The organism is Paraglaciecola aquimarina (genome assembly GCF_032464635.1).
Classification (GTDB): domain Bacteria; phylum Pseudomonadota; class Gammaproteobacteria; order Enterobacterales; family Alteromonadaceae; genus Paraglaciecola; species Paraglaciecola aquimarina.
The window spans coordinates 4,708,903-4,729,551 of sequence record NZ_JAWDIO010000002.1 but is presented as its reverse complement, the minus strand read 5'-3'; the positions used below and the strand labels follow the sequence as shown (position 1 = coordinate 4,729,551).

General features: G+C 41.9%; 11 protein-coding genes and 4 pseudogenes. All 15 read left to right on the top strand.

Annotated elements, in window-relative coordinates; translation table 11 throughout:
* Nucleotides 1–7 precede the first annotated feature (7 nt).
* The 15 genes and pseudogenes from murD to RS130_RS23360 all read left to right on the top strand — a co-directional run bounded on the left by murD (nt 8) and on the right by RS130_RS23360 (nt 20,647).
* Nucleotides 8–1,313: pseudogene (gene murD, locus RS130_RS23430) on the top strand (UDP-N-acetylmuramoyl-L-alanine--D-glutamate ligase).
* Complete coding sequence (gene ftsW / locus RS130_RS23425) at nt 1,310–2,644, top strand: cell division protein FtsW (protein WP_316027937.1); 1,335 nt, start codon at nt 1,310–1,312, stop codon at nt 2,642–2,644. Before murD ends, ftsW begins: the two are co-directional and overlap by 4 nt.
* Nucleotides 2,637–3,726, top strand: a pseudogene (murG, locus tag RS130_RS23420) (undecaprenyldiphospho-muramoylpentapeptide beta-N-acetylglucosaminyltransferase). Before ftsW ends, murG begins: the two are co-directional and overlap by 8 nt.
* Nucleotides 3,723–5,177 (top strand): UDP-N-acetylmuramate--L-alanine ligase, encoded by a 1,455-nt coding sequence (murC, locus tag RS130_RS23415; protein WP_316027936.1) that lies wholly within the window; start codon nt 3,723–3,725, stop codon nt 5,175–5,177. Before murG ends, murC begins: the two are co-directional and overlap by 4 nt.
* Nucleotides 5,174–6,124 (top strand): D-alanine--D-alanine ligase, encoded by a 951-nt coding sequence (locus RS130_RS23410; RefSeq protein ID WP_316027935.1) that lies wholly within the window; start codon nt 5,174–5,176, stop codon nt 6,122–6,124. Before murC ends, RS130_RS23410 begins: the two co-directional genes overlap by 4 nt.
* Nucleotides 6,121–6,879: a cell division protein FtsQ/DivIB gene (locus tag RS130_RS23405; RefSeq protein ID WP_316027934.1), complete on the top strand. Its 759-nt coding sequence runs from the start codon at nt 6,121–6,123 to the stop codon at nt 6,877–6,879. The genes RS130_RS23410 and RS130_RS23405 overlap by 4 nt, the downstream gene beginning before the upstream one ends.
* 43 nt (nt 6,880–6,922) lie before the next feature.
* Entirely contained in the window at nt 6,923–8,152 is a 1,230-nt protein-coding gene (gene ftsA, locus RS130_RS23400; RefSeq protein ID WP_316027933.1) for a cell division protein FtsA, read from the top strand.
* 82 nt (nt 8,153–8,234) lie between these two features.
* Entirely contained in the window at nt 8,235–9,407 is a 1,173-nt protein-coding gene (gene ftsZ, locus RS130_RS23395) for a cell division protein FtsZ (protein WP_316027932.1), read from the top strand.
* A 147-nt stretch (nt 9,408–9,554) separates the two neighbouring features.
* On the top strand, nt 9,555–10,469 hold the full coding sequence (gene lpxC / locus RS130_RS23390) for a UDP-3-O-acyl-N-acetylglucosamine deacetylase (protein WP_316027931.1): 915 nt from the start codon (nt 9,555–9,557) through the stop codon (nt 10,467–10,469).
* Nucleotides 10,470–10,728: 259 nt separating this feature from the next.
* The gene (locus RS130_RS23385; protein ID WP_316027930.1) at nt 10,729–11,637 is read left to right on the top strand and encodes a peptidoglycan DD-metalloendopeptidase family protein; all 909 of its coding nucleotides are present in this window, start codon (nt 10,729–10,731) and stop codon (nt 11,635–11,637) included.
* 186 nt (nt 11,638–11,823) lie between these two features.
* Nucleotides 11,824–14,537 (top strand): annotated as a pseudogene (gene secA / locus RS130_RS23380) (preprotein translocase subunit SecA).
* A 153-nt stretch (nt 14,538–14,690) separates the two neighbouring features.
* The gene (locus RS130_RS23375; RefSeq protein ID WP_428982837.1) at nt 14,691–14,987 is read left to right on the top strand and encodes a (deoxy)nucleoside triphosphate pyrophosphohydrolase; all 297 of its coding nucleotides are present in this window, start codon (nt 14,691–14,693) and stop codon (nt 14,985–14,987) included.
* A 50-nt stretch (nt 14,988–15,037) separates the two neighbouring features.
* Nucleotides 15,038–18,757, top strand: coding sequence for an ATP-binding protein (locus RS130_RS23370; RefSeq protein WP_316028138.1), 3,720 nt, complete (start codon nt 15,038–15,040; stop codon nt 18,755–18,757).
* Nucleotides 18,754–19,376: pseudogene (locus tag RS130_RS23365) on the top strand (hypothetical protein). Before RS130_RS23370 ends, RS130_RS23365 begins: the two are co-directional and overlap by 4 nt.
* On the top strand, nt 19,373–20,647 hold the full coding sequence (locus RS130_RS23360; protein WP_316027929.1) for a hypothetical protein: 1,275 nt from the start codon (nt 19,373–19,375) through the stop codon (nt 20,645–20,647). The pseudogene RS130_RS23365 and the gene RS130_RS23360 overlap by 4 nt, the downstream one beginning before the upstream one ends.
* Nucleotides 20,648–20,649 lie beyond the last annotated feature (2 nt).

Sequence of the window (20,649 nt, the reverse complement as noted above, 5' to 3'; positions counted from 1 at the left end):
AAGATAAGTGACGGCTTTGGCGTTAGTGAATAAAAATATTGTAGTGTTAGGATTAGGCCTTACGGGCTTATCTTGCGTACGTTTTTATTAGCTAAAGGCGCGAATGTAACTGCCATGGACAGTCGCGAACAGCTGAATGTTGAGGTCAATGTTCCTGTCCTACTAGGTGAGTTTGATAAGAGCATTCTAGAGCAAGCTGATTTGTTGGTCGCTAGTCCTGGTATTGACCTAAATACTCCAGCGATAAGCCATGCCATTCGTACAGGCGTCAAAGTGGTTGGTGATATTGAGTTGTTTGCGCATTTCAACACCGTGCCTGTTATCGCAATTACCGGCTCAAATGGTAAATCAACAGTGACACATTTAGTGATGGAAATGTGTAAGGCTGCTGGCAGAAACGTTTTGATGGGGGGAATATTGGTGTACCTGCTTTGCAGTTGTTAGGTCAAAACGCCGATATAATTGTGTTAGAGCTCTCAAGCTTTCAGTTAGATACAACATACTCTCTGGCGCCTTTAGTCGCAACGGTGCTAAATGTCAGTGAAGACCATATTGATAGGCATGGTAGCTTAGCTAATTATCAGCAAGCAAAACTCAAGATATTTCAACATTCACGCTATAAAGTGATCAATAGAGATGATCCGTTAGCATTTGATAAAGAGCAGATAGTCGATCTTAGCTTTGGGCTATCGCCTAGTTCTGCTGGTTTTTCGTGGCATAAATCGAGCGGTTATATCCAGTTTAATGGACAGCCTTTTCTTGCTGCTAAAGACTGTTTGTTGGTAGGTGAGCATAATATGCTCAATATCCAAGCAGCAGCAGCTATGTGTAAATTAGCGGGCGTCGATGTTGATAGCATTAAACTCGGTGCACAATCTTTTGCTGGCTTAGCTCATCGATGCCAGACAGTGTCGATTAACAATAATGTCCGTTGGATCAATGATTCTAAGGCCACCAACGTGGGAGCAACATTGGCTGCGATTAGCGGTTTACACGCAAGTTGTAAAGGCAAGCTGATTTTGATTGCCGGTGGTGAAGGTAAGGGAGCAGATTTCTCACCTTTACAACGTAGCCTGCAAGAGTCAGTTAGCATGTTGATAACGTTAGGGAAAGATGGCGATAAAATTGCTGCTCTTAAAGACAATAGCATTGCTGTGTCAAGTATCGAAGAGGCGGTGCAAACAGCGGCCAAACATAGTCAAGCGGAAGATGTAGTGCTGCTATCACCAGCCTGTGCCAGTTTAGATATGTTCGCTAATTATCAAGCCCGTGGTGATGCTTTTGTGCGAGCGGTACAGGAGTGTGTTGCATGACAAGCATGACTGAAAAATATAGCAGTTCGCTGAAGCAATTGTTTGTGTTGCAGCATGATAAAACTAACCAAACTACGAATTTTAGACCTTATGATATTTGGTTGGTTCTATTGTCTATAGCTCTGTTATCTATCGGTTTGGTAGTGGTTACTTCTGCTTCAATGCCTGCTGCAGAGAGAATATTTCAGAATCCGTTTCATATCGCTATTAAGCACGGCATTTATATTTTATTAGCATTGTGTACGGCTATGTGTGTGGTGCAAATACCAATGAACTGGTGGCGGTTGAGCAATGCTTGGTTGCTGTTATTGGCTATCGTGCTACTTGTATCAGTTTTGATTGTTGGTCGTACTGTAAATGGTAGTACCCGTTGGTTAGGTATTGGGCCTATTACGGTACAGGTGGCTGAGCCGGCTAAGCTGTTTTTCTTTTGTTATTTGGCTGGATACTTGGTCCGTCGCCATGAAGAAGTTACAGAAAATATTAAGGGGTTTATTAAACCTTTAGGGGTCTTTTTTGTGTTGGCCTTTTTGTTACTCATGCAGCCAGACTTAGGTACGGTGGTAGTGATGTTTTGTACCACCATTGGATTGCTGTTTTTAGCGGGCGCTAAACTATGGCAGTTTTTTAGTCTGGTTATTACTGGTAGTTTGGCCGTGGTGGTGCTAATTGTTTTCGAAGAGTATCGGGTTAAACGTGTGACCTCGTTCTTAGATCCATGGGCAGACCCATTTGGCAGTGGTTATCAACTGACTCAGTCTTTGATGGCTTATGGTCGCGGTGAGATATTTGGTCAAGGACTAGGTAACAGTCTACAAAAACTAGAATATTTACCAGAAGCTTATAATGATTTCATTATGGCCATATTGGCCGAAGAATTAGGTTTTGTCGGTGTACTGGTGGTATTGCTTATTATGCTGACCATCGTCATAAAAGCATTGCGTATTGGCAATGTGGCCTTGACTAAAGAGCGGCCTTTTGATGCTTATCTTGCTTATGCAATTGGCATATGGTTTAGCTTACAAACAGCGGTAAATGTTGGTGCAAGTGCAGGGATTTTACCTACTAAAGGACTGACGTTCCCATTGCTCAGTTATGGAGGCTCGAGTGTCATTATTATGGCAGCGGCAATGGCATTGTTAATAAGAATTGATTTTGAGCTAAGAGTCGACGGTGTACAAGCGCTGAATAAAGGCGCGGCGAATAAAGCTAAGAAAAGACGTTCAACTAAAGCGCCCAAAAAGGATGTAGTCGACGAGATTGAAAACGTCATAGTTGACGCTGACATATTGTCAGACTCCAATCGAAACATTGGAGCTAACCATGAGTAAACGTATCTTAGTGATGGCAGGTGGTACCGGAGGACATGTATTTCCGGGGTTGGCCGTAGCTGATGAGTTAACAAAACATAATTGGCAAGTGCGTTGGTTAGGTACTCGAGAGCGAATGGAAGCTAAAATAGTGCCTAAAGCCGGGTATGAAATTAGTTTTATTGATGTTGTTGGTGTGCGTAAAAATGGCCTGCTCAAACTGTTGGCTGCGCCGTTTAAAATTATTAAGTCTATTTACTCAGGCGCATCAAGTGATCAAACAATTCAAGCCAACTGTGGTTATTGGCTTGGGTGGTTTCGCTAGTGGCCCAGGAGGTGTGGCAGCATGGTTGAATCGTATTCCTTTGGTGGTGCATGAGCAAAATGCGGTACCGGGTTTAACCAATAAATGGTTGTCGAATATTGCAGATAAGATACTAACTGGTTTTAACCACACATTTAGCCAGCAATTAAAGGCTAGTACCGAGAAGTATATCTGGGTAGGCAATCCAGTTAGGCGCGAGTTCTTAACCCTTGAGAGCCACCCCAGAGAAGGTAATAAATTACAGCTACTGGTGGTAGGTGGCAGTTTAGGCGCGCAGGTGTTAAATGAAACAGTCCCCTTGGCAATGAATGCTTTGGCTGACATTCATGTTGTTCATCAAACTGGTAGTGGGCACTTACAAACAACAGAGCGGCGGTATAAAGAGCTTGGTATTTCTGCAAGTCATTATGAGTTAACAGAGTTCATTGACGATATTCCAGCGGCGTATGCCCGTGCAGATTTGATTATTTGTAGAGCCGGCGCATTAACTGTAGCGGAAGTTGCAGCTGCTGGTGTTCCAGCTATTTTTGTTCCTCTACCTCATGCGGTAGACGATCATCAAACTAAAAATGCGCAAACCCTAGTCGATGTGAACGCTGCGTTTATGTTGGTTCAGAAAGAACTAACGGCAGCCAGTTTAGAAAAAATATTACGTGAATGTATTCATTCTCCCGAAAAATTAGTTGAAATGGGCAAGCAAGCTAAAAGCCTTGCCCGTTTAGATGCTGCGCAACAAGTAGCACAGTATTGCATTGAGTTAAGTGAGCAAGCAGCATGAAAATAGATAACCCCATTCATTATCAAGTACCAGAAATGAGACGAATTAAGCACATCCATTTTATTGGGATAGGTGGCGCGGGCATGGGGGGAATAGCCGAAGTATTGCTAAACGAGGGGTATGCAATATCGGGCTCAGATCGTCAAGCAAATGGTATGACAGATCGATTACGAAATTTAGGAGCCACTATATTTTTTGGACATGTAGCTGAAAATATTGAGTTGGCAAATGTGGTGGTGGTATCGAGTGCCATCGATCCTAGCAATCCAGAAATAGCGGCTGCTAATGAGAAACGTATTCCTGTTATTCGTCGAGCTGAGATGTTAGCCGAGTTGATGCGTTTTAGGCATGGAATAGCCATTGCAGGCACCCATGGTAAAACAACGACCACCAGTTTAATTGCCACTATTTTTGCTAAAGCGGATCTTGATCCTACTTTTGTTATTGGTGGCTTGTTAAATAGTGCTGGCACCAATGCTCGGCTGGGGGCTAGTCAGTACTTGATTGCAGAAGCAGACGAGAGTGATGCCTCTTTTGTACACCTACAACCAATGGTGTCTGTCGTAACGAATATTGAAGCCGACCATATGGAAACCTATCAAGGTGATTTTGATAAAATGCAAGACACCTACATCGATTTTCTGCATAACTTGCCTTTTTATGGTTTAGCGGTGCTATGTATCGACGATCCAATTATTCAGCAATTGTTAAATCGTATTGGGCGCAAGTATCTAACTTATGGTGTATCAGAGTCTGCCGATGTTAGAGCGGTAAATATCACGCTTGGCTTTAATCAAAGTAGTTTTGATGTATTACGTAAGGATTTGCCACCACTAAATGTCACTGTGAATATTCCAGGTCATCATAATGTGCTTAACGCATTGGCTGCTATTGCTGTTGCCAGTGATGAAGGTGTGGATGATCAGTCAATTGTAGAGGCCTTAGGCAGTTTCTCCGGAATTGGCCGTCGGTTTGAGTTGTTGGGTGATTATTCTACTTCTAATGGGCAAGTAATCTTAGTCGATGACTATGGTCATCACCCAACTGAAGTGGCGGCGACTATCGCGGTGGCAAGAAATAATTGGCCGGATAGACGGTTGGTAATGGCTTACCAACCACACAGGTATACCCGTACTCGGGATCTCTATGAAGACTTTGTCAAAGTACTGTCTGATGTAGATGTCTTGCTGTTACTAGAGGTTTATTCTGCCGGGGAAGAAGTAATAGATGGCGCGGATAGTAAGGCACTATGTCGGTCGATTCGACAACGGGGGCAATTGGAGCCTATTTACGTATCTGATGTTGAAGAGCTGCCAAAGCTGTTAGCTAAGACGCTGAAAGATCAAGACATAATGTTGACCCAAGGAGCAGGTAACATTGGACAAATTGCAAAGTTCTTACAGAAAACAGCGTTACGACCTGAATTGTTAAAGAAAGGGTTAGCGCAATGATGAGTTTGAATGATAAATCCGCAACTGAATACGGTAAAGTCGCTGTCATGATGGGCGGTTTGTCTGCAGAAAGAGAGGTTTCATTAAATTCAGGTAAAGCCGTTTTACAAGGTCTACTGGATATGGGAGTGAACGCCCATTCTTTTGACCCAGCAGATCAGCCATTGACTGAATTGTTAGTTAATAATTTTGACCGAGTGGTAATAGCCTTACATGGCCGCGGAGGAGAAGATGGTACCCTGCAAGGAGCCTTGCAATTACTGGGTTTGCCCTATACTGGAACCGGTGTTTTAGGTTCTGCGTTATGCATGGATAAGATCCGCAGTAAGCAAATTTGGCAAAGTTTAGGTCTGCCTACAGCCAATTATAAAATTGCTGATAAAAGAAGCTTTGATGCAGGATCATGCAAGGCTATAATGGCTAGCTTAGGGGAAGAGGTAATGGTTAAACCTGCGCAAGAGGGATCTAGCATAGGAATGGCCCGGGTCAATAATGCGCAACAACTAGACACTGCCGTTCAAAACGCTTTTAAATACGACAATAAAGTCTTGATAGAGCAATTCGTTCATGGTTCTGAATATACCGTTAGCATATTAAACGGCAAAGCACTGCCATCGATTAGTATGTCTACTCCACGTGACTTTTATGATTATGCTGCCAAATACCAGTCGGATAATACTGTGTATGTTTGCCCCAGTGATTTATCAGCTATAGAAGAAACTCAATTAGCTGAGCTTGCGCTAGAGGCATTTGATGCTGTTGCTGGCTGTGGTTGGGGAAGAATAGATTTCATGCGAGATAAAGTGGGGCGTTTCTATTTATTAGAAGCTAATACCGCTCCAGGTATGACCGAAAAAAGTTTAGTGCCAATGGCAGCTAAACAGGCTGGTTTGAGTTTTGCAGAGTTGTCTCTGGCGATATTACGTACCTCGGACCAACTGAGATGAGTAATTTGCCAGTACTCGATAAACCGCGGAAAGTGTCCCAGTTTTATGTGGGCATCGCGTTTTTTATCGCTGTATTGGTTTTGTTGATTTTTGCTTGGGTAAAAATAAGTGCGTGGCTTGAAGATGAGCAACAGGCTCCTGTAAAGGAAATTATTATTTCTGGTGAACGGCATTTTATTCAAGATCAACAGATTGAAAGTTTAATTAAGCGAACACAGCCATGGCAGCTTTTTGAGTTAGATGTTGAAAAAACACATCAAACAGTAGAAGCCATGCCATGGGTGTACCGAGCGTCTGTGCGCAAACGTTGGCCAGCAGGTTTAGAAATATATGTGGTTGAACAGCAACCTGTGGCTATTTGGAATGGCGATATGTTATTGAATCAATATGGCGATTCTTTTAACGCACAGGTCGAAGAAGATGGCAGCGCAGAAAATATCCGTTTGCCTCGGTTGTTTGGCCCAGGTGGCAGCGAACAAACAGCATTGCAAGGATATCGCAATATGCAGTCTTTGTTAGATGTGACAGAGCTGCATATTGTTGAAATGTTTTTAAGCGAACGTTTCGCGTGGCATTTGCAATTGAATAATGGCGTTAAATTAAATTTAGGCCGTACAGAGTTCATTGACAGATTACAGAGATTTGTGGACATATTGCCACTTATTTCGCAACAAAAGAAACAAATTGATTACGTAGATTTACGTTACGACACTGGGTTAGCTGTAGGTTGGAAAGCCTCAAACAAAGCTGCTTAATATTAAAAATATAGAGAGTTAATTACCGTGAGAATGAAGCAATATGTCTAAGGGTTCAGAAAGAAAGCTAATAGTCGGCTTAGACATAGGCACCAGCGATGTTAAGGCTGTAGTCGGTGAGCTGTTAGAAGATAATTCTATTAGCATTGTTGGCGTGGGCAGCCATTCATCGAAAGGCATGGACAAAGGTGGTGTAAACGACCTGAATATGGTTGTGCAATCGGTCAAACGTGCTGTCCATGAAATGGAGCTTATGGCTGATTGCAGTGTGTCATCGGTCTTTATGTCGATTTCAGGACGTCATGTTAAGTGTCAGAATGAAAGTGGCATGGTGCCGATTAACAATCAAGAAGTCACGCAAGAAGATGTAGATAATGTTGTACACGCTGCACGCTCAGTACCTATCGCGGCCGAACGAAGATTGCTACATGTTTTGCCTCAGGAATTTACTATTGACGTACAAGAAGGGATTAAGAATCCAATTGGCATGTCGGGTGTAAGGATGGAAGCGCAAGCACACATTATTACCTGCGCTGACGATATGGCAAAAAATCTCGTTAAATGCGTCGAGCGCTGTGAATTAGTAGCGGATCAATTGATCTTTTCAGCTCTAGCTTCAAGTTATGCCGTTGTGACTGATGACGAAAAAGAACTAGGCGTATGCGTGGTTGACATCGGAGGTGGCACAATTGATTTGGTGGTTTACACCGATGGCGCAATTCGTCATACCGCAGTTATCCCCGCAGCTGGAAATCAAATAACGAGTGATATTGCTAAGATCTTCCGAACGCCTATCAGCCATGCTGAAGAAATTAAAATTAACTATGCATGCGCGTTAAAAGACATGGTTAGCATGGAAGAAAGTATAGAAGTGCATAGTGTTGGTGGCCGTCCATCAAGAGCGATGTCGCGACACACGCTGGCTGAGGTGATTGAGCCACGTTATCAAGAATTGTTTGAGCTAGTACATGATGAAATACGCAGTAGTGGACTAGAAGAGCAAATTGCAGCGGGAATTGTGCTAACCGGCGGAACGGCAAAAATGGAAGGGGCGGTTGAATTTGCCGAAGAAATCTTCCAAATGCCTGTTCGAGTGGGTGCACCGATAGCAATGAAAGGTTTATCAGAATATGTAGAAGACGCTAAATTTGCCACGGCTGTAGGGTTATTACAATACGGAAAAGAGCATTTAGTTAGTCAATTAAGCGCCAAAAATAAAGCCAGTGATGGCGTTTGGCAAAGAATCAAAAGTTGGTTTAACAACGAGTTTTAAACACTCTGTGTTAAATGATTGAAGTAAGCAGCGGGCAAGGACTTTTACCTGACTGCTTTTATGTACAAACCGGAGAGTAAAAATGTTTGAGTTAATGGATAGTCATAACGAAGAAGCAGTAATTAAAGTTATTGGTGTTGGTGGTGGCGGTGGAAACGCCGTTGAACACATGGTCTCGCAGAGCATAGAGGGCGTAGAGTTCATCGCAATCAACACTGATGCTCAAGTGCTACGTAGCTCTGCTGCGAATGTCACATTACAGATTGGTTCAGGTGTGACCAAAGGTTTGGGAGCTGGTGCTAACCCAAATATTGGACGCCAAGCGGCCGAAGAAGATAGAGAAACTATTCGCCAAAGCCTAGAAGGTGCAGATATGGTATTTATTACTGCCGGTATGGGCGGTGGTACGGGTACTGGGGCAGCACCTGAAGTGGCCAAAGTAGCGAAAGAATTAGGAATTCTAACGGTAGCTGTAGTCACAAAGCCTTTCCCGTTTGAAGGCAGAAAGCGTACAGATTTTGCTGATCAAGGTATTGAAGAATTATCTAAATATGTTGATTCGTTGATTACTATTCCAAACGAAAAGTTACTTAAAGTGATGGGTAAAGGTACCCCTTTACTTCAGGCGTTCAGTGCAGCAAACGATATATTGAGCGGAGCTGTTCAAGGCATTGCAGAACTCATTACCCGCCCAGGTTTAATCAACGTGGATTTTGCCGACGTACGTACAGTAATGTCTGAAATGGGTACAGCTATGATGGGCAGTGGTACTGCCAGTGGTGAAGATAGAGCAGAAGAAGCATCTGAATCTGCAATCGCTTGTCCGCTATTAGAAGATATTGATTTGTCAGGCGCAAGAGGTATTTTGGTTAATATCACAGCAGGCCCCGATTTCTCAATTGATGAATTCGAAACAGTGGGTAATGCCGTTAAAGCGTTTGCTTCTGAAAATGCTACCGTTGTTGTAGGTACTGTTATCGATATGGAAATGAGTGATGAACTAAGAGTCACAGTTGTTGCCACAGGTATAGGTGCTGAGCGTAAACCGGATATTTCATTGGTTTCTAGTCGTGTTACTAAAACTATGGCTGATGCAGGCGAATTTAAACTACAGGCAAATGGTTCTGGCGCTATGCCAAGTTCGAGCGCGATGCCTGAAGCAGCTAAATCGGCAGCAACAGAAGAAAAAGCAGATGCAGGTAGTGACTTGGAGTATTTAGATATTCCAGCATTTTTGCGTAAGCAAGCGGACTAAAGAAAGGCGAAAATGCCAAGCTGCATATTTTTTGTTATGATTGCACCAATAAAGCACAAAATATGACAGAATTTTGACATTATGCGCAATTTCGATTAGAATATGCGCCGCTTTTTATTTTAATAAGTTATTGAGCTTAATAAGGTTATGATAAAACAACGTACTATTAAACAATCTGTTCAAGAAACAGGGATTGGTTTGCACAAAGGTGAAAAGGTCACTATGACTCTCCGGCCTGCGCCTGCGAATACAGGAATTGTATTTCGCCGCGTTGATCTTGAGCCTTACGCTGATATCCCTGCTAGAGCTGATTCTGTTGGTGATACTATGTTATGTACATGTATTAGTAACGCTGATGGTGCGAAGATTTCTACTGTTGAACACTTGGCATCAGCGTTGGCTGGGCTGGGCATAGACAATATAATAGTAGAAGTCGATAGTGACGAGTTGCCTATCATGGATGGTAGCGCAAGTCCGTTTATATTTTTATTGCAATCTGCTGGTATTGAAGAACTGAATGCCGCTAAACAGTTTATTAAAATAACTAAACCTATCCGTGTAGAAGACGGCGATAAGTGGGCTGAATTACGTCCTTATGAAGGATTTAGGGTGGATTTTAGAATCGACTTTGATCACCCTGTTATCAGCCAAACTCGTCAGCATATGGTATTAGATTTTGATTCTTCTTCATATGTTAACGAGGTGAGTCGTGCCCGTACATTTGGATTTATGAAAGACCTTGAGTACATGAATTCACTCAATTTGGCCTTAGGTGGCAGTATGGAAAATGCTGTAGCCCTTGATGAATATCGCGTATTAAACCCTGAAGGCTTGCGCTATAGCGATGAGTTTTTAAAGCATAAAATTCTTGATGCCATTGGCGATCTATATTTATGTGGGCATAGTTTTGTGGGTGAATTAGTTGCTTACAAAACTGGGCATGGATTAAACAATAAGTTACTTAATGCTTTGCTAAATAATGCTGAGTGTTGGGAGTTTGTTGGTTACGAGACACTCGAAGAAATGCCGATTAGTTACGCATCTCCAGTTTTGGTAGGCTAACTCGCTTAACAAAACGACTCAATAGCTAAGCTATCGTGCTAATTTCTGCTGTTAGCTTGGCTTTTTAGTAAATGTCACTTGTATGTTAATCTCCGGTCAGCGATGATAGGTGACTCGAGTTTATTACTCTTTGAACAAGTAAAGTAAGTAGTCACTTAGTATCTATTTAGACTATTGTTAAGTGAACCTGCAGTTAAGCTTAGTCACCTGTGTGAGTTAAGTTACTTTTATTTACTAATGCCTGAGGTCTTTTTTTGTAATGAAACTAACATTACTTCTTAGAAGCAATAACACTCGATTGGCGTTAAGTCTTAATCGACGAAAGCTCACACTTTTGTTGTTGGGGGTATGTGGTTTAGTTTTAGTCTCTAGTCGTTCAACTACCTCTCCAGAAGAAAATATAGCCCGGGTCCAGTTGGCTAATGCGGAGTTTCAACAACAAGTCAAAGATGTGACTTTGCTCAAAGATGCCACTCAACAGAAACTATCAGGTATGCTGTTAAAATTAGCCGAAATGCAAAGTCAAATTCAGCGTTTGGATGCACTGGGTTCGAAATTAGTTGAACAAGCTAATCTCAATCCTGATGAATTTAACTTTGGTCAAGACCCCAGTGTTGGCGGACCTGTTTCAACTACAGAGGTTGAATTGCCTGTTCATGATGAGCTACTCGTCAAAATGGAAAGTATGTTAAGCCAACTCCAAGATAAGTCACAACAGTTGAGTGCTCTTGAAACTATCATGTTGAGTCACCATATAGAAAAACAGAGTCGCTTGACGGGGAAGCCAATTCAGTCTGGTTGGTTATCATCATATTATGGTGTACGTAAAGATCCCTTCAGTGGTTTGCCAGCCATGCATAAAGGATTAGATTTTGCCGGAAAAGAAGGTGAAGCAGTTCGCGCTACAGGTGCAGGAGTGGTCACTTGGGCTGGTAGTCGTTATGGCTATGGCCAGCTAGTAGAGATTGACCATGGCCAAGGTTTAAAAACCCGTTACGGTCACAATAAAGAAGTAAAAGTAAAAATTGGTGATGTTGTCACTAAAGGACAAGCTATCGCTTTGATGGGAAACACTGGACGCTCTACTGGAGCTCATGTTCACTATGAAGTATTACGTAAAGGCAAACAACTTGATCCATTGCCTTTTGTATATCGAAAAGGTTCCTAAAAATTTGATATACTGGCTATTGATATATTAAATATTGATATAAATAGTTAGCAAAAATTGTTATTCGCAATCGGCTCCAAGTGAGCCGATTGTCTGTTTTAGTACATGGGCTTGAGCCTTAGGGGTTAACACACACTTGTGTGTAATTGAAATTAATTAGTTATTTAGATTGGAAGCTGTAAATCGATGTTTTCGAGTATTCTCACCAAAATTTTCGGTAGTCGTAACGACCGCACGTTAAAAAAACTAAGCAAATCTGTCACATTAATTAACCAGTTAGAAGCTGAATATGAAGGGTTAAGTGATGAACAACTTCAAGCCAAAACGGGGGAGTTTAAACAGCGTTTAGAAAAAGACGAATCGACTGATGACATCCTAGTTGAAGCTTTTGCTGTTGTACGTGAAGCCAGTAAGCGTGTTTTCAATATGCGTCACTTTGACGTGCAAATGTTGGGTGGCCAGGTTTTACACCAAGGTAAAATTTCTGAAATGCGTACCGGTGAAGGTAAAACCTTAACCTCTACATTGCCAACCTATTTAAATGCCATTTCCGGTAAAGGTGTTCACGTGATCACCGTGAATGACTACCTAGCCACTCGAGATGCTGATTGGAGTAGACCGTTATTCGAATTTTTAGGTCTGACTGTGGGCTGCAACATTCCAGGTATGAATCATCAGCAAAAAAAGGAAGCCTACGCTGCGGATGTAACATACGGTACCAATAATGAATTTGGTTTCGATTATCTTCGAGACAATATGGCATTTAGCCCAGAAGAAAGGGTACAGCGTTCACTTCATTTTGCGGTCATTGATGAAGTTGACTCAATCTTAATCGATGAAGCTAGAACGCCGCTAATTATTTCAGGTCAAGCTGAAGATAGCTCAGAGCTATACCGCAAAATCAATGTCGTTATTCCAGAATTAGTTCAACAAGAAAAAGAAGACGAAGAAGGTAAATCAGGTGAAGGCCACTTCACTATTGATGAAAAAGGCAAACAAATCCATTTAACTGAAAATGGCCAAATCTTCGTCGAACAAATTTTGCAAAGAGAAGGCATTTTAGCTGAAGAAGAATCTTTATTTGCCGCCGCTAATATCTCTCTATTACATCACGTTAATGCGGCACTTAAAGCCCATAAATTGTTCGCTAAAGATGTTGATTATATCGTCAAAGATAACGAAATTGTTATCGTTGATGAGCACACCGGCCGTACGATGGAAGGCCGTCGTTGGTCTGAGGGTTTACACCAAGCTGTTGAAGCGAAAGAGGGGGTGAATATTCAAAATGAAAACCAAACCTTAGCTTCAATCACCTTTCAGAACTATTTCAGGTTGTACGACAAACTGGCTGGTATGACAGGGACTGCAGATACAGAAGCATTTGAATTCCAAAGTATTTATGGCCTCGATACGGTAGTTATTCCTACTAACAAGCCGATGCTAAGAGACGATAAAGCCGATTTAATCTTTTTGACTGCGCAAGAAAAATACGAAGCCATAGTTGAAGACATACTTGATTGCGTTAAACGTGGTCAACCAGCACTGGTGGGAACAGTCTCTATTGAAAACTCTGAGCTGATTTCGGGTATTTTGAAGAAAAATAAAATCGCTCATAAAGTATTAAACGCTAAATTCCATGAGCAAGAAGCAGATATCATTGCTCAAGCGGGTAAGCCAGGAGCAATTACGATTGCTACTAACATGGCTGGTCGTGGTACAGATATCGTTTTAGGCGGTAACTGGCAAGCTGAAATCGATAAAATTCATGATCCTAAACCTAGTAAAGTAGAGAAAATTAAAGAAGAGTGGAAGATCGCACATGATGCTGTTATTGCTGCTGGTGGTTTACACATCATAGGTACAGAGCGCCATGAATCTCGTCGAATTGATAATCAGTTACGCGGACGTTCTGGTCGTCAGGGCGATGCTGGCTCCTCACGTTTCTACTTATCACTTGATGATGCCTTGATGCGTATCTTTGCCTCCGAAAAAATGGGCAACATGATGAAACGCCTTGGAATGGAAAGAGGCGAAGCCATTGAACATCCTTGGGTGACACGGGCGATTGAAAACGCTCAGCGCAAAGTAGAAGGACGTAACTTTGATATGCGTAAACAGTTGCTTGAATATGATGATGTGGCTAACGATCAACGTAAAGTCATATACGAACAACGTAATGAATTGTTAGATGAAGGTGAAATTAGTAGCACTATCGCGGCGATTCGAGAAGACGTGGTAAGCGGTATTATTGACCAATATATTCCACCACAATCGCTCGAGGAAATGTGGGATATTGCTGGTTTAGAAGAGCGCTTCAAAGGTGAGTTCTTATTAGAAGTGCCAGTGCAAAAATGGCTTGATGAAGACGATAAATTGTATGAAGAAGTGCTACGGGAACGTATCCTTGCCGAAATTGTCGATGCATACAAAGCAAAAGAAGAAATTGTCGGTTCACAAGTTATTCGACAGTTTGAAAAAGCAGTGATGTTACAAAATTTAGACAGTCACTGGAAAGAACATTTGGCAGCTATGGATCATCTTCGCCAGGTATCCATTTACGTGGTTATGCTCAGAAAAATCCTAAACAGGAATATAAGCGTGAGTCTTTCGAGTTGTTTTCTGAAATGTTAGAAAATCTTAAAGTAGAAGTCGTTACTATTTTAAGTAAAGTGCAAGTTAAAGCGCAAGAAGACGTCGAAGCGGTTGAAGAACAAAGGCGCCAAGCCGATGAAACACCAAAGCAGTTTGAGCACGACTCACCAAATGAAAATTCGGCTCCGCCGCCACAAGGACAAGCGCAACGAGCAGTGGTGCGAGACACGCCCAAAGTAGGACGTAATGATCCTTGCCCATGTGGTTCGGGAAAAAAATACAAACAATGCTGTGGTAAATTAAGCTAATTTTATCTAGTGATTAACAGTAAAATCGGACGAAAGTCCGATTTTTTTGGGAGCAATAAAGTGAAAACCGTAAACGTAGCTGTGGGTGTGATTAAACGAAATAACGATATTTATATCAGCAAGCGCGCTGATACCCTGCACTAAGGGCGGTAAGTGGGAATTTCCGGGGGGAAATGCGAAGCAGGCGAAACAGTCGCTGAAGCCTTGAGCCGAGAGTTAAAAGAAGAAATTGGTATCGAGGTTCTATCGCAACAAGCACTATTAGTCATTGAGCATGACTATGGTGATAAAAAAGTCAAACTAAACGTACATTTAGTAGATGACTTTAAAGGGGAGGCCAGACAACAAGAAGGTCAACTGGCAAAATGGGTTGCAATTGAACAGTTAGATCAGTATGAATTTCCAGCGGCAAACATAGACATTATTAAACGGCTACAAGGGCCACAATAAGCTATAAATAAGTTCTTTTTCTAGGTAAAATTGCAGGCTGAAATTTTTATCTGTTACTCCCCTCGAATAAAGGACATCTATGCTATGGGTTACATCGAATTATATTAATAAACTGTCATCTTCATGGTTTTGTCGAACTGGATGTATCTGGCCATAGCAATATTTGTGGTACCAATGCGTCGGGCAAAACGACCTTGCAGCGTTTGATCCCAGTTTTCTATGGCGAGTTACCCAGTAAAGTGGTGCCTAAAACCCGTAAAAAGTTTGACGACTTTTACCTGCCTCATGCCAATAGCTATCTAATTTACGAGTACACCCGAGAAGACGGCCAAGTCTGCCAAGTCGTGTTGACACGTAAAGGCAGCGACGGAGTACAGTATCGCTTTGTTGAATCGCCATATCACCAGGAACAAATATTGGTAGATACCGAAGAAGGCAACGTACAAGCGATGCTGCCAGAGCAATGGATAAAACAGCTTAGACAGTTGGGTGTTGATTTTTCTCATAAAATCCAAGCCACCAGTGAATTCCGTAGCATTATTCAAAATGACGCAAACGTTGGCCGAGGTGCAGGGCGCGAAAATACCAAGTTAAGACAATTGGCTAGCCGTTTTAGTCTGGTGTCGAGTCAACACCGAATTCGGCATATGGAAAAGTTAGTGAGCGCGGTACATGCAAAAGAAGGGAAAATGGATACCTTGCGTACTATGCTTGCCGCTATCTTTGAAGAAGACGGTTTAGTACAACCTACCACCACAGTCAAAAATACCAAAGCGCGTGAGTGGATCACGCAAATGCGCCAGACCATGCGTTTGCAAACCATGCAAAATGAATATCAAAAAATTCAACAACAAACGGAGCAATTGAATACAATCGAAAGCCAATTGTTGCAACTTAAGCCTGTCCTCGAAAAAGATCTACAGGCACTCACCACGGCCAAGGCTGACGCACAAGAACAAAGAAACCAAATCAAACATCAACAAAGTGCTGATAAAGAGTCTTTTGAACAATCCGAAGGCGTGTTAAATAGCCGTATTAGTGAAACCAGTGAAAACCTAAAAGCAAAGTCATCACGTTTAGATCATATTCAGCAACAGTATGAAAAGTACCAAGATTCTGATATTGATCAACTACAAAAAGATATGGACGCCTTACCCCTAAAACGTGAAGAGTATGAGCAAAAATTAGAACAATACAATTTGTTAATTGAACAACATAAAGATTTACAGAGCCAACTTGAACAGCAAAAGTTCAAGTTGTCCGAATCTCTAGAGCGTTTGTCTCGTAAGAATCAAGCCAAAGCAAAAACGATAAGTCAGCAAAAAGAAGCGGTCCGTAAAACTCAGAACGACAAAGAGAATGATCTACGAGGGCAGTTTGAACAACGAAAGGAGCAACAAGGGGAGGAGTTTGATCAACAATTATTAGAGTTAGAGCGTAGTATTATGCGCCAAGAGCATCAAGCTAAGCAGGCCTCGGCAACCGAGCAAGAATTGGAAAACGGTGCGTTAGCAGATAAACGTATTGAGCTTGCTCAACGAGCATGGCAACAAAGTTCCACTGCAAAAAATCAATCCGAGAACACCTTTCAGCAATTGCGAGCTAAACGTGAGGAAGCTGACAAAGTTCTTCATAGTGCGCGCCAAAGTACTCGTCAAGCCAAAGAGCGTTTGCAACAATTGCAAAAGCAGCTGTCGCCAGAACAGGATAGTTTAAGGCAATTCTTACGGGACAATAAACCGGGGTGGGAACAAAACATAGGAAAGTTGATCCATGCTCCTTTGCTTGATCAAAAGCACTTGTTGCCTACCTTAGTTAGCGATTTGAACGAACAAGCTGAACAAAGCTTTTTAGGAGTACAAATAAACTTATCGGTCATTGATGCCCCCGATTATGCACAAGATGAAACAGCGCTGGCATTATCGCTGGAGCAAAGTAAAAAACAGTTATTAGCAGCTGAAAAGCAGCAAAAACAAGCCGAAGCAGAGCTCGATGAATGCCATCAAGAAGTTGAATTGCATCGAGATATTTTAGCGGAGAAAAACAGAGAGTTTGAGCAAGCGGAGCAAGAAGTGAGTTATGCTCAAAGTGCTAAACAACGTTTTTCTGATGAATTAAAAGCCGTCTTAGCATCCCGTAAAAAACAAGCTCAGCAAGCCTTACAGAAATTTATTGATGACAAGCAACAGGTTTTATCGCAAAAGCGTAACGCTATCGATTTATTAAAATCTGATTTTGAAGAACAATTGCTAGAATTTAAAAATGGTTGGCAAGATGAGCTAGGTGTACTTGAAGAGCAAATTGAGGAATTAGATCTTCAAGTAGAACAAAAACGTGAACAAAACCGTCAGCAAATCAAACAATTAGAAGATGCTTTTAATCAAGAGCTTGCCAATAAAGATATCGATCCAAATACTTTGCGAGAACTGAAGCAACAAACCGAAGCACTAAAAAATCACATTCAAACTATTACCGTTAGACGTGATGAGCTAAACGAATATAAAACCTTTATGCAGACAGATTGGCTGAAGCAGCGACCTGAGTTACTTGAACAAGAAGCTGAGCTAAAAGCATTGGCGCAACAACTCGAGCAACAGCAGACCAATTTACGTAATCAATATCAAACTAAGCGAAGTGAATTAACGGCAGCATTAAGTAAAGTTGAGAAAAGTTTAGCGGGCCTTGGTAGCTTGACTACTGAAATAGAGCCTATGGTGCGGCAACTAGCCAGTATTGTCTTTTCATTTACGCCTGCTGAGCAAGCCAATATTAACTTAGGCGATCAAGCTGAACGAATTAATCGCTGTACCGAAGCGCTAGAAAGCCGCAGTCGAGGTGAGAAAAAGCTAAAAGAGTCGCTTACTGAGTTTGAAGCAAACTTAGGTAAAGATGCCGGCAAAGATTTCCTCGATACCATGTTGCAAGCATTCAGTGTGTTGGATGAAGAGGCTAATGTGCGTGAGCGTTTGCCAATTCTGCAACGATTATTAAGTATTTTAGAATCACGACAAAGACAAATAGTCGAGCAAGGCGAAACTATTGGTGGTGATTTAAACAAGTTCTTCACTGTATTTAGTGATATTAATCGTAAAATATCGCAACAAAGTAAGCGTCTAACTGACGAAGTATCCGATGATTTAACCTTAGACGGCATTGCGCGTTCAGAAGTGAAAATCATTTCTACGGTTGATGAACTTAACTTTTGGACGCCGTTACAGCGTTTTGCTCAACAATACAGTAAATGGAACACATCTGATGCGTTTCTACCAAGTGAATCATACTTAGACACGTTAGCCGACGTAGTTGAAGTGTTACCCAATGATGCTAATTACAGTATCGAATCATTGTTACGTTTAGAACTACACTTAAATGAAGGTGGGTCTGATTTAGTCATCAAAAACGATAGGCAATTGCTCGAATCTTCTAGCCATGGCATGGCCTATTTGATCTTGTGTAAATTCTTATTGGCCTTTACTCGATTGTTAAGGAATCAAGCTAAAATCGATATTCATTGGCCAATTGACGAAATTGGTACCTTGGCATATCACAATGTTGAAAAACTATTTAAAGCGTGTGATGCCAATTATATCAATATTTTAGGCGCTTTCCCCAACCCGGAGTCAGATGTGTTAATGCTGTTTAAGCATAGATATTTGATTGATAAACAAAAGCAACGATTGGAAAAAATTGAACCTAAACTCAGTAGAATAGCCGAGCGTCTAGAACAAAATAAAACCGCTAAGACCGAAACACAAGAGGTGAGCGCATGATTGAGCATGGTCCTTTATTAGAACGTTTACTGGAAGGCGAATACATCTGTGCCGTCACCGACGAACATAGTTTTCATAAATTACAGAATGAATCATTAGTTGAAGACTTAAATCACTTTTAAGACCGCTAAACAGGCGAGTGGCCAGTAATGAAGATAGCTCGGTATACTTTTTGGCTTATTGTGATTTAACCCAAGATGCTCGTCATCACCTTAGTCTGCAATTTACTAGCACCATTCAGTCACTATTACCAATGTTGGAGTGGATGCAAATGGTGCAAGAGGCTTTAGGTCGAGACGGTGCATTGAGTGCAGGCGATACCATTAAACTACAAGATTTCGAATCTAAAGTGGTTGACAACCAATCGCTGATCCAACGTTTAGCTCTACTAGCGGGCGATAAATTGTTTAAATCGAGCAGTGAAAAGCCAGATATGCAAATCAAACAAGTGTTTAAACGTATTAAAGAAATGGGCTATTTGCATCAGCCCCATAAAGACCGGCTATTTTATATTGTGACCGGTAAAGTAGAGCAACTCATTGAGTTGGTTCGATTTATCAAAGATGAAGAAAACCTGCCAATCGATGAGGCTATGCCTGAACAAGAGGCGATGTTTTGAGTCACACTTTCGCAACAAAAAACACGGTACAGAGTAACCCTCTGTTTTCGTTAGGTAAAGAGCGCCTAGAGTTAATCGGCAAACACGCAGACGCGTTAATGCAGGGCTATTTGCAAGGGCATGTTGACGAGTCAAGCTTCTCACCCCAGGGATTGCAAAAACTGTTAGACAGCCGAGTGGTGTTTTATCCCGATGAACAAGAGTCGTTAACCTTAAAGCCTATTGTCAATGAGCTGATCGCGAGTCTCACGCAAGATGAACGAAAACGGCAGATTAACTCTGATGTAGGTGAGCACCTTGATCAAATTCACACCCGAGTTCAGTCATTGCAAGCAGCGAGGCAAAAAGGCGACTATGCTGCCAGCGAGCATCATATTCAGTTATTAACGGAACGTGTGCACGATATGACCGGTCAGTTTGGTGACGCAATTGAAAGCCTTTGGCATAGACTGAATACAGAGTTTGGCTTTGTTAGTAGCTTAGATGACAAAATTTTAGAGATTGAACTAGCGCAACGTCAATTAAGGCGAATACTAGACGGCTTTAAAATTATTAATTTTGATGACTTAATCCAACTTGCAGGCAGTGACGGCACATTGCGTAAATTGCTAGTTAGTCAGCTGCAGGCCAGAATATCTGAGCACTCAGGCTCATTGCTGGAAGTACAAAAGCGCTTGGTGTTATTGATGGCGCGTTTTCGTCATCAGCAAGACAGGGCATTGTTGATTAACCGCATGAGTGCCTTTTTACGTCAGCATCCTAATTTTCAAGTGGGGGATTATGCTAACCGAAGCCAGGTGCCTACGGTTGTTAATCAAGCTCATGGTATCAATTCAAAAGCCTTTGTCGCTTTAGATAGAGCTCAAGATGCTTATGCGCTGGCTGAAATTGCTCGGGCTATTCCTCGTGAGCCTGAGCAAGATAGTCACTCAGAAAAGCAAACAGATGGGTTTGCGGTAACCGTGCAGAGTTTAGTGGCCACAGAGCAAAAGCAACTCGCCAAAGATGTAGAGGACTTTTTTATTCATGTGATTGATGGTAGCGAAGCGGTAAGCGGTGTGGAGTATTTGGCTGAGCAAGAATTACCTTGGGATCCAGAAATGTGGCTATTCCAAATAGTCGCAGAATACGAAGGCTTGCCCCTACACAACAAACGCAGTTTTAAGTTAGAGAAAGATAGTGCCGAACATAGCCGTTTCAATCAGCTGCACATCATAAAAGATGTCAAAGTAGGCATGGGGTTCTTCGGTGATTTTCAAGCGCTAGGTTAAAG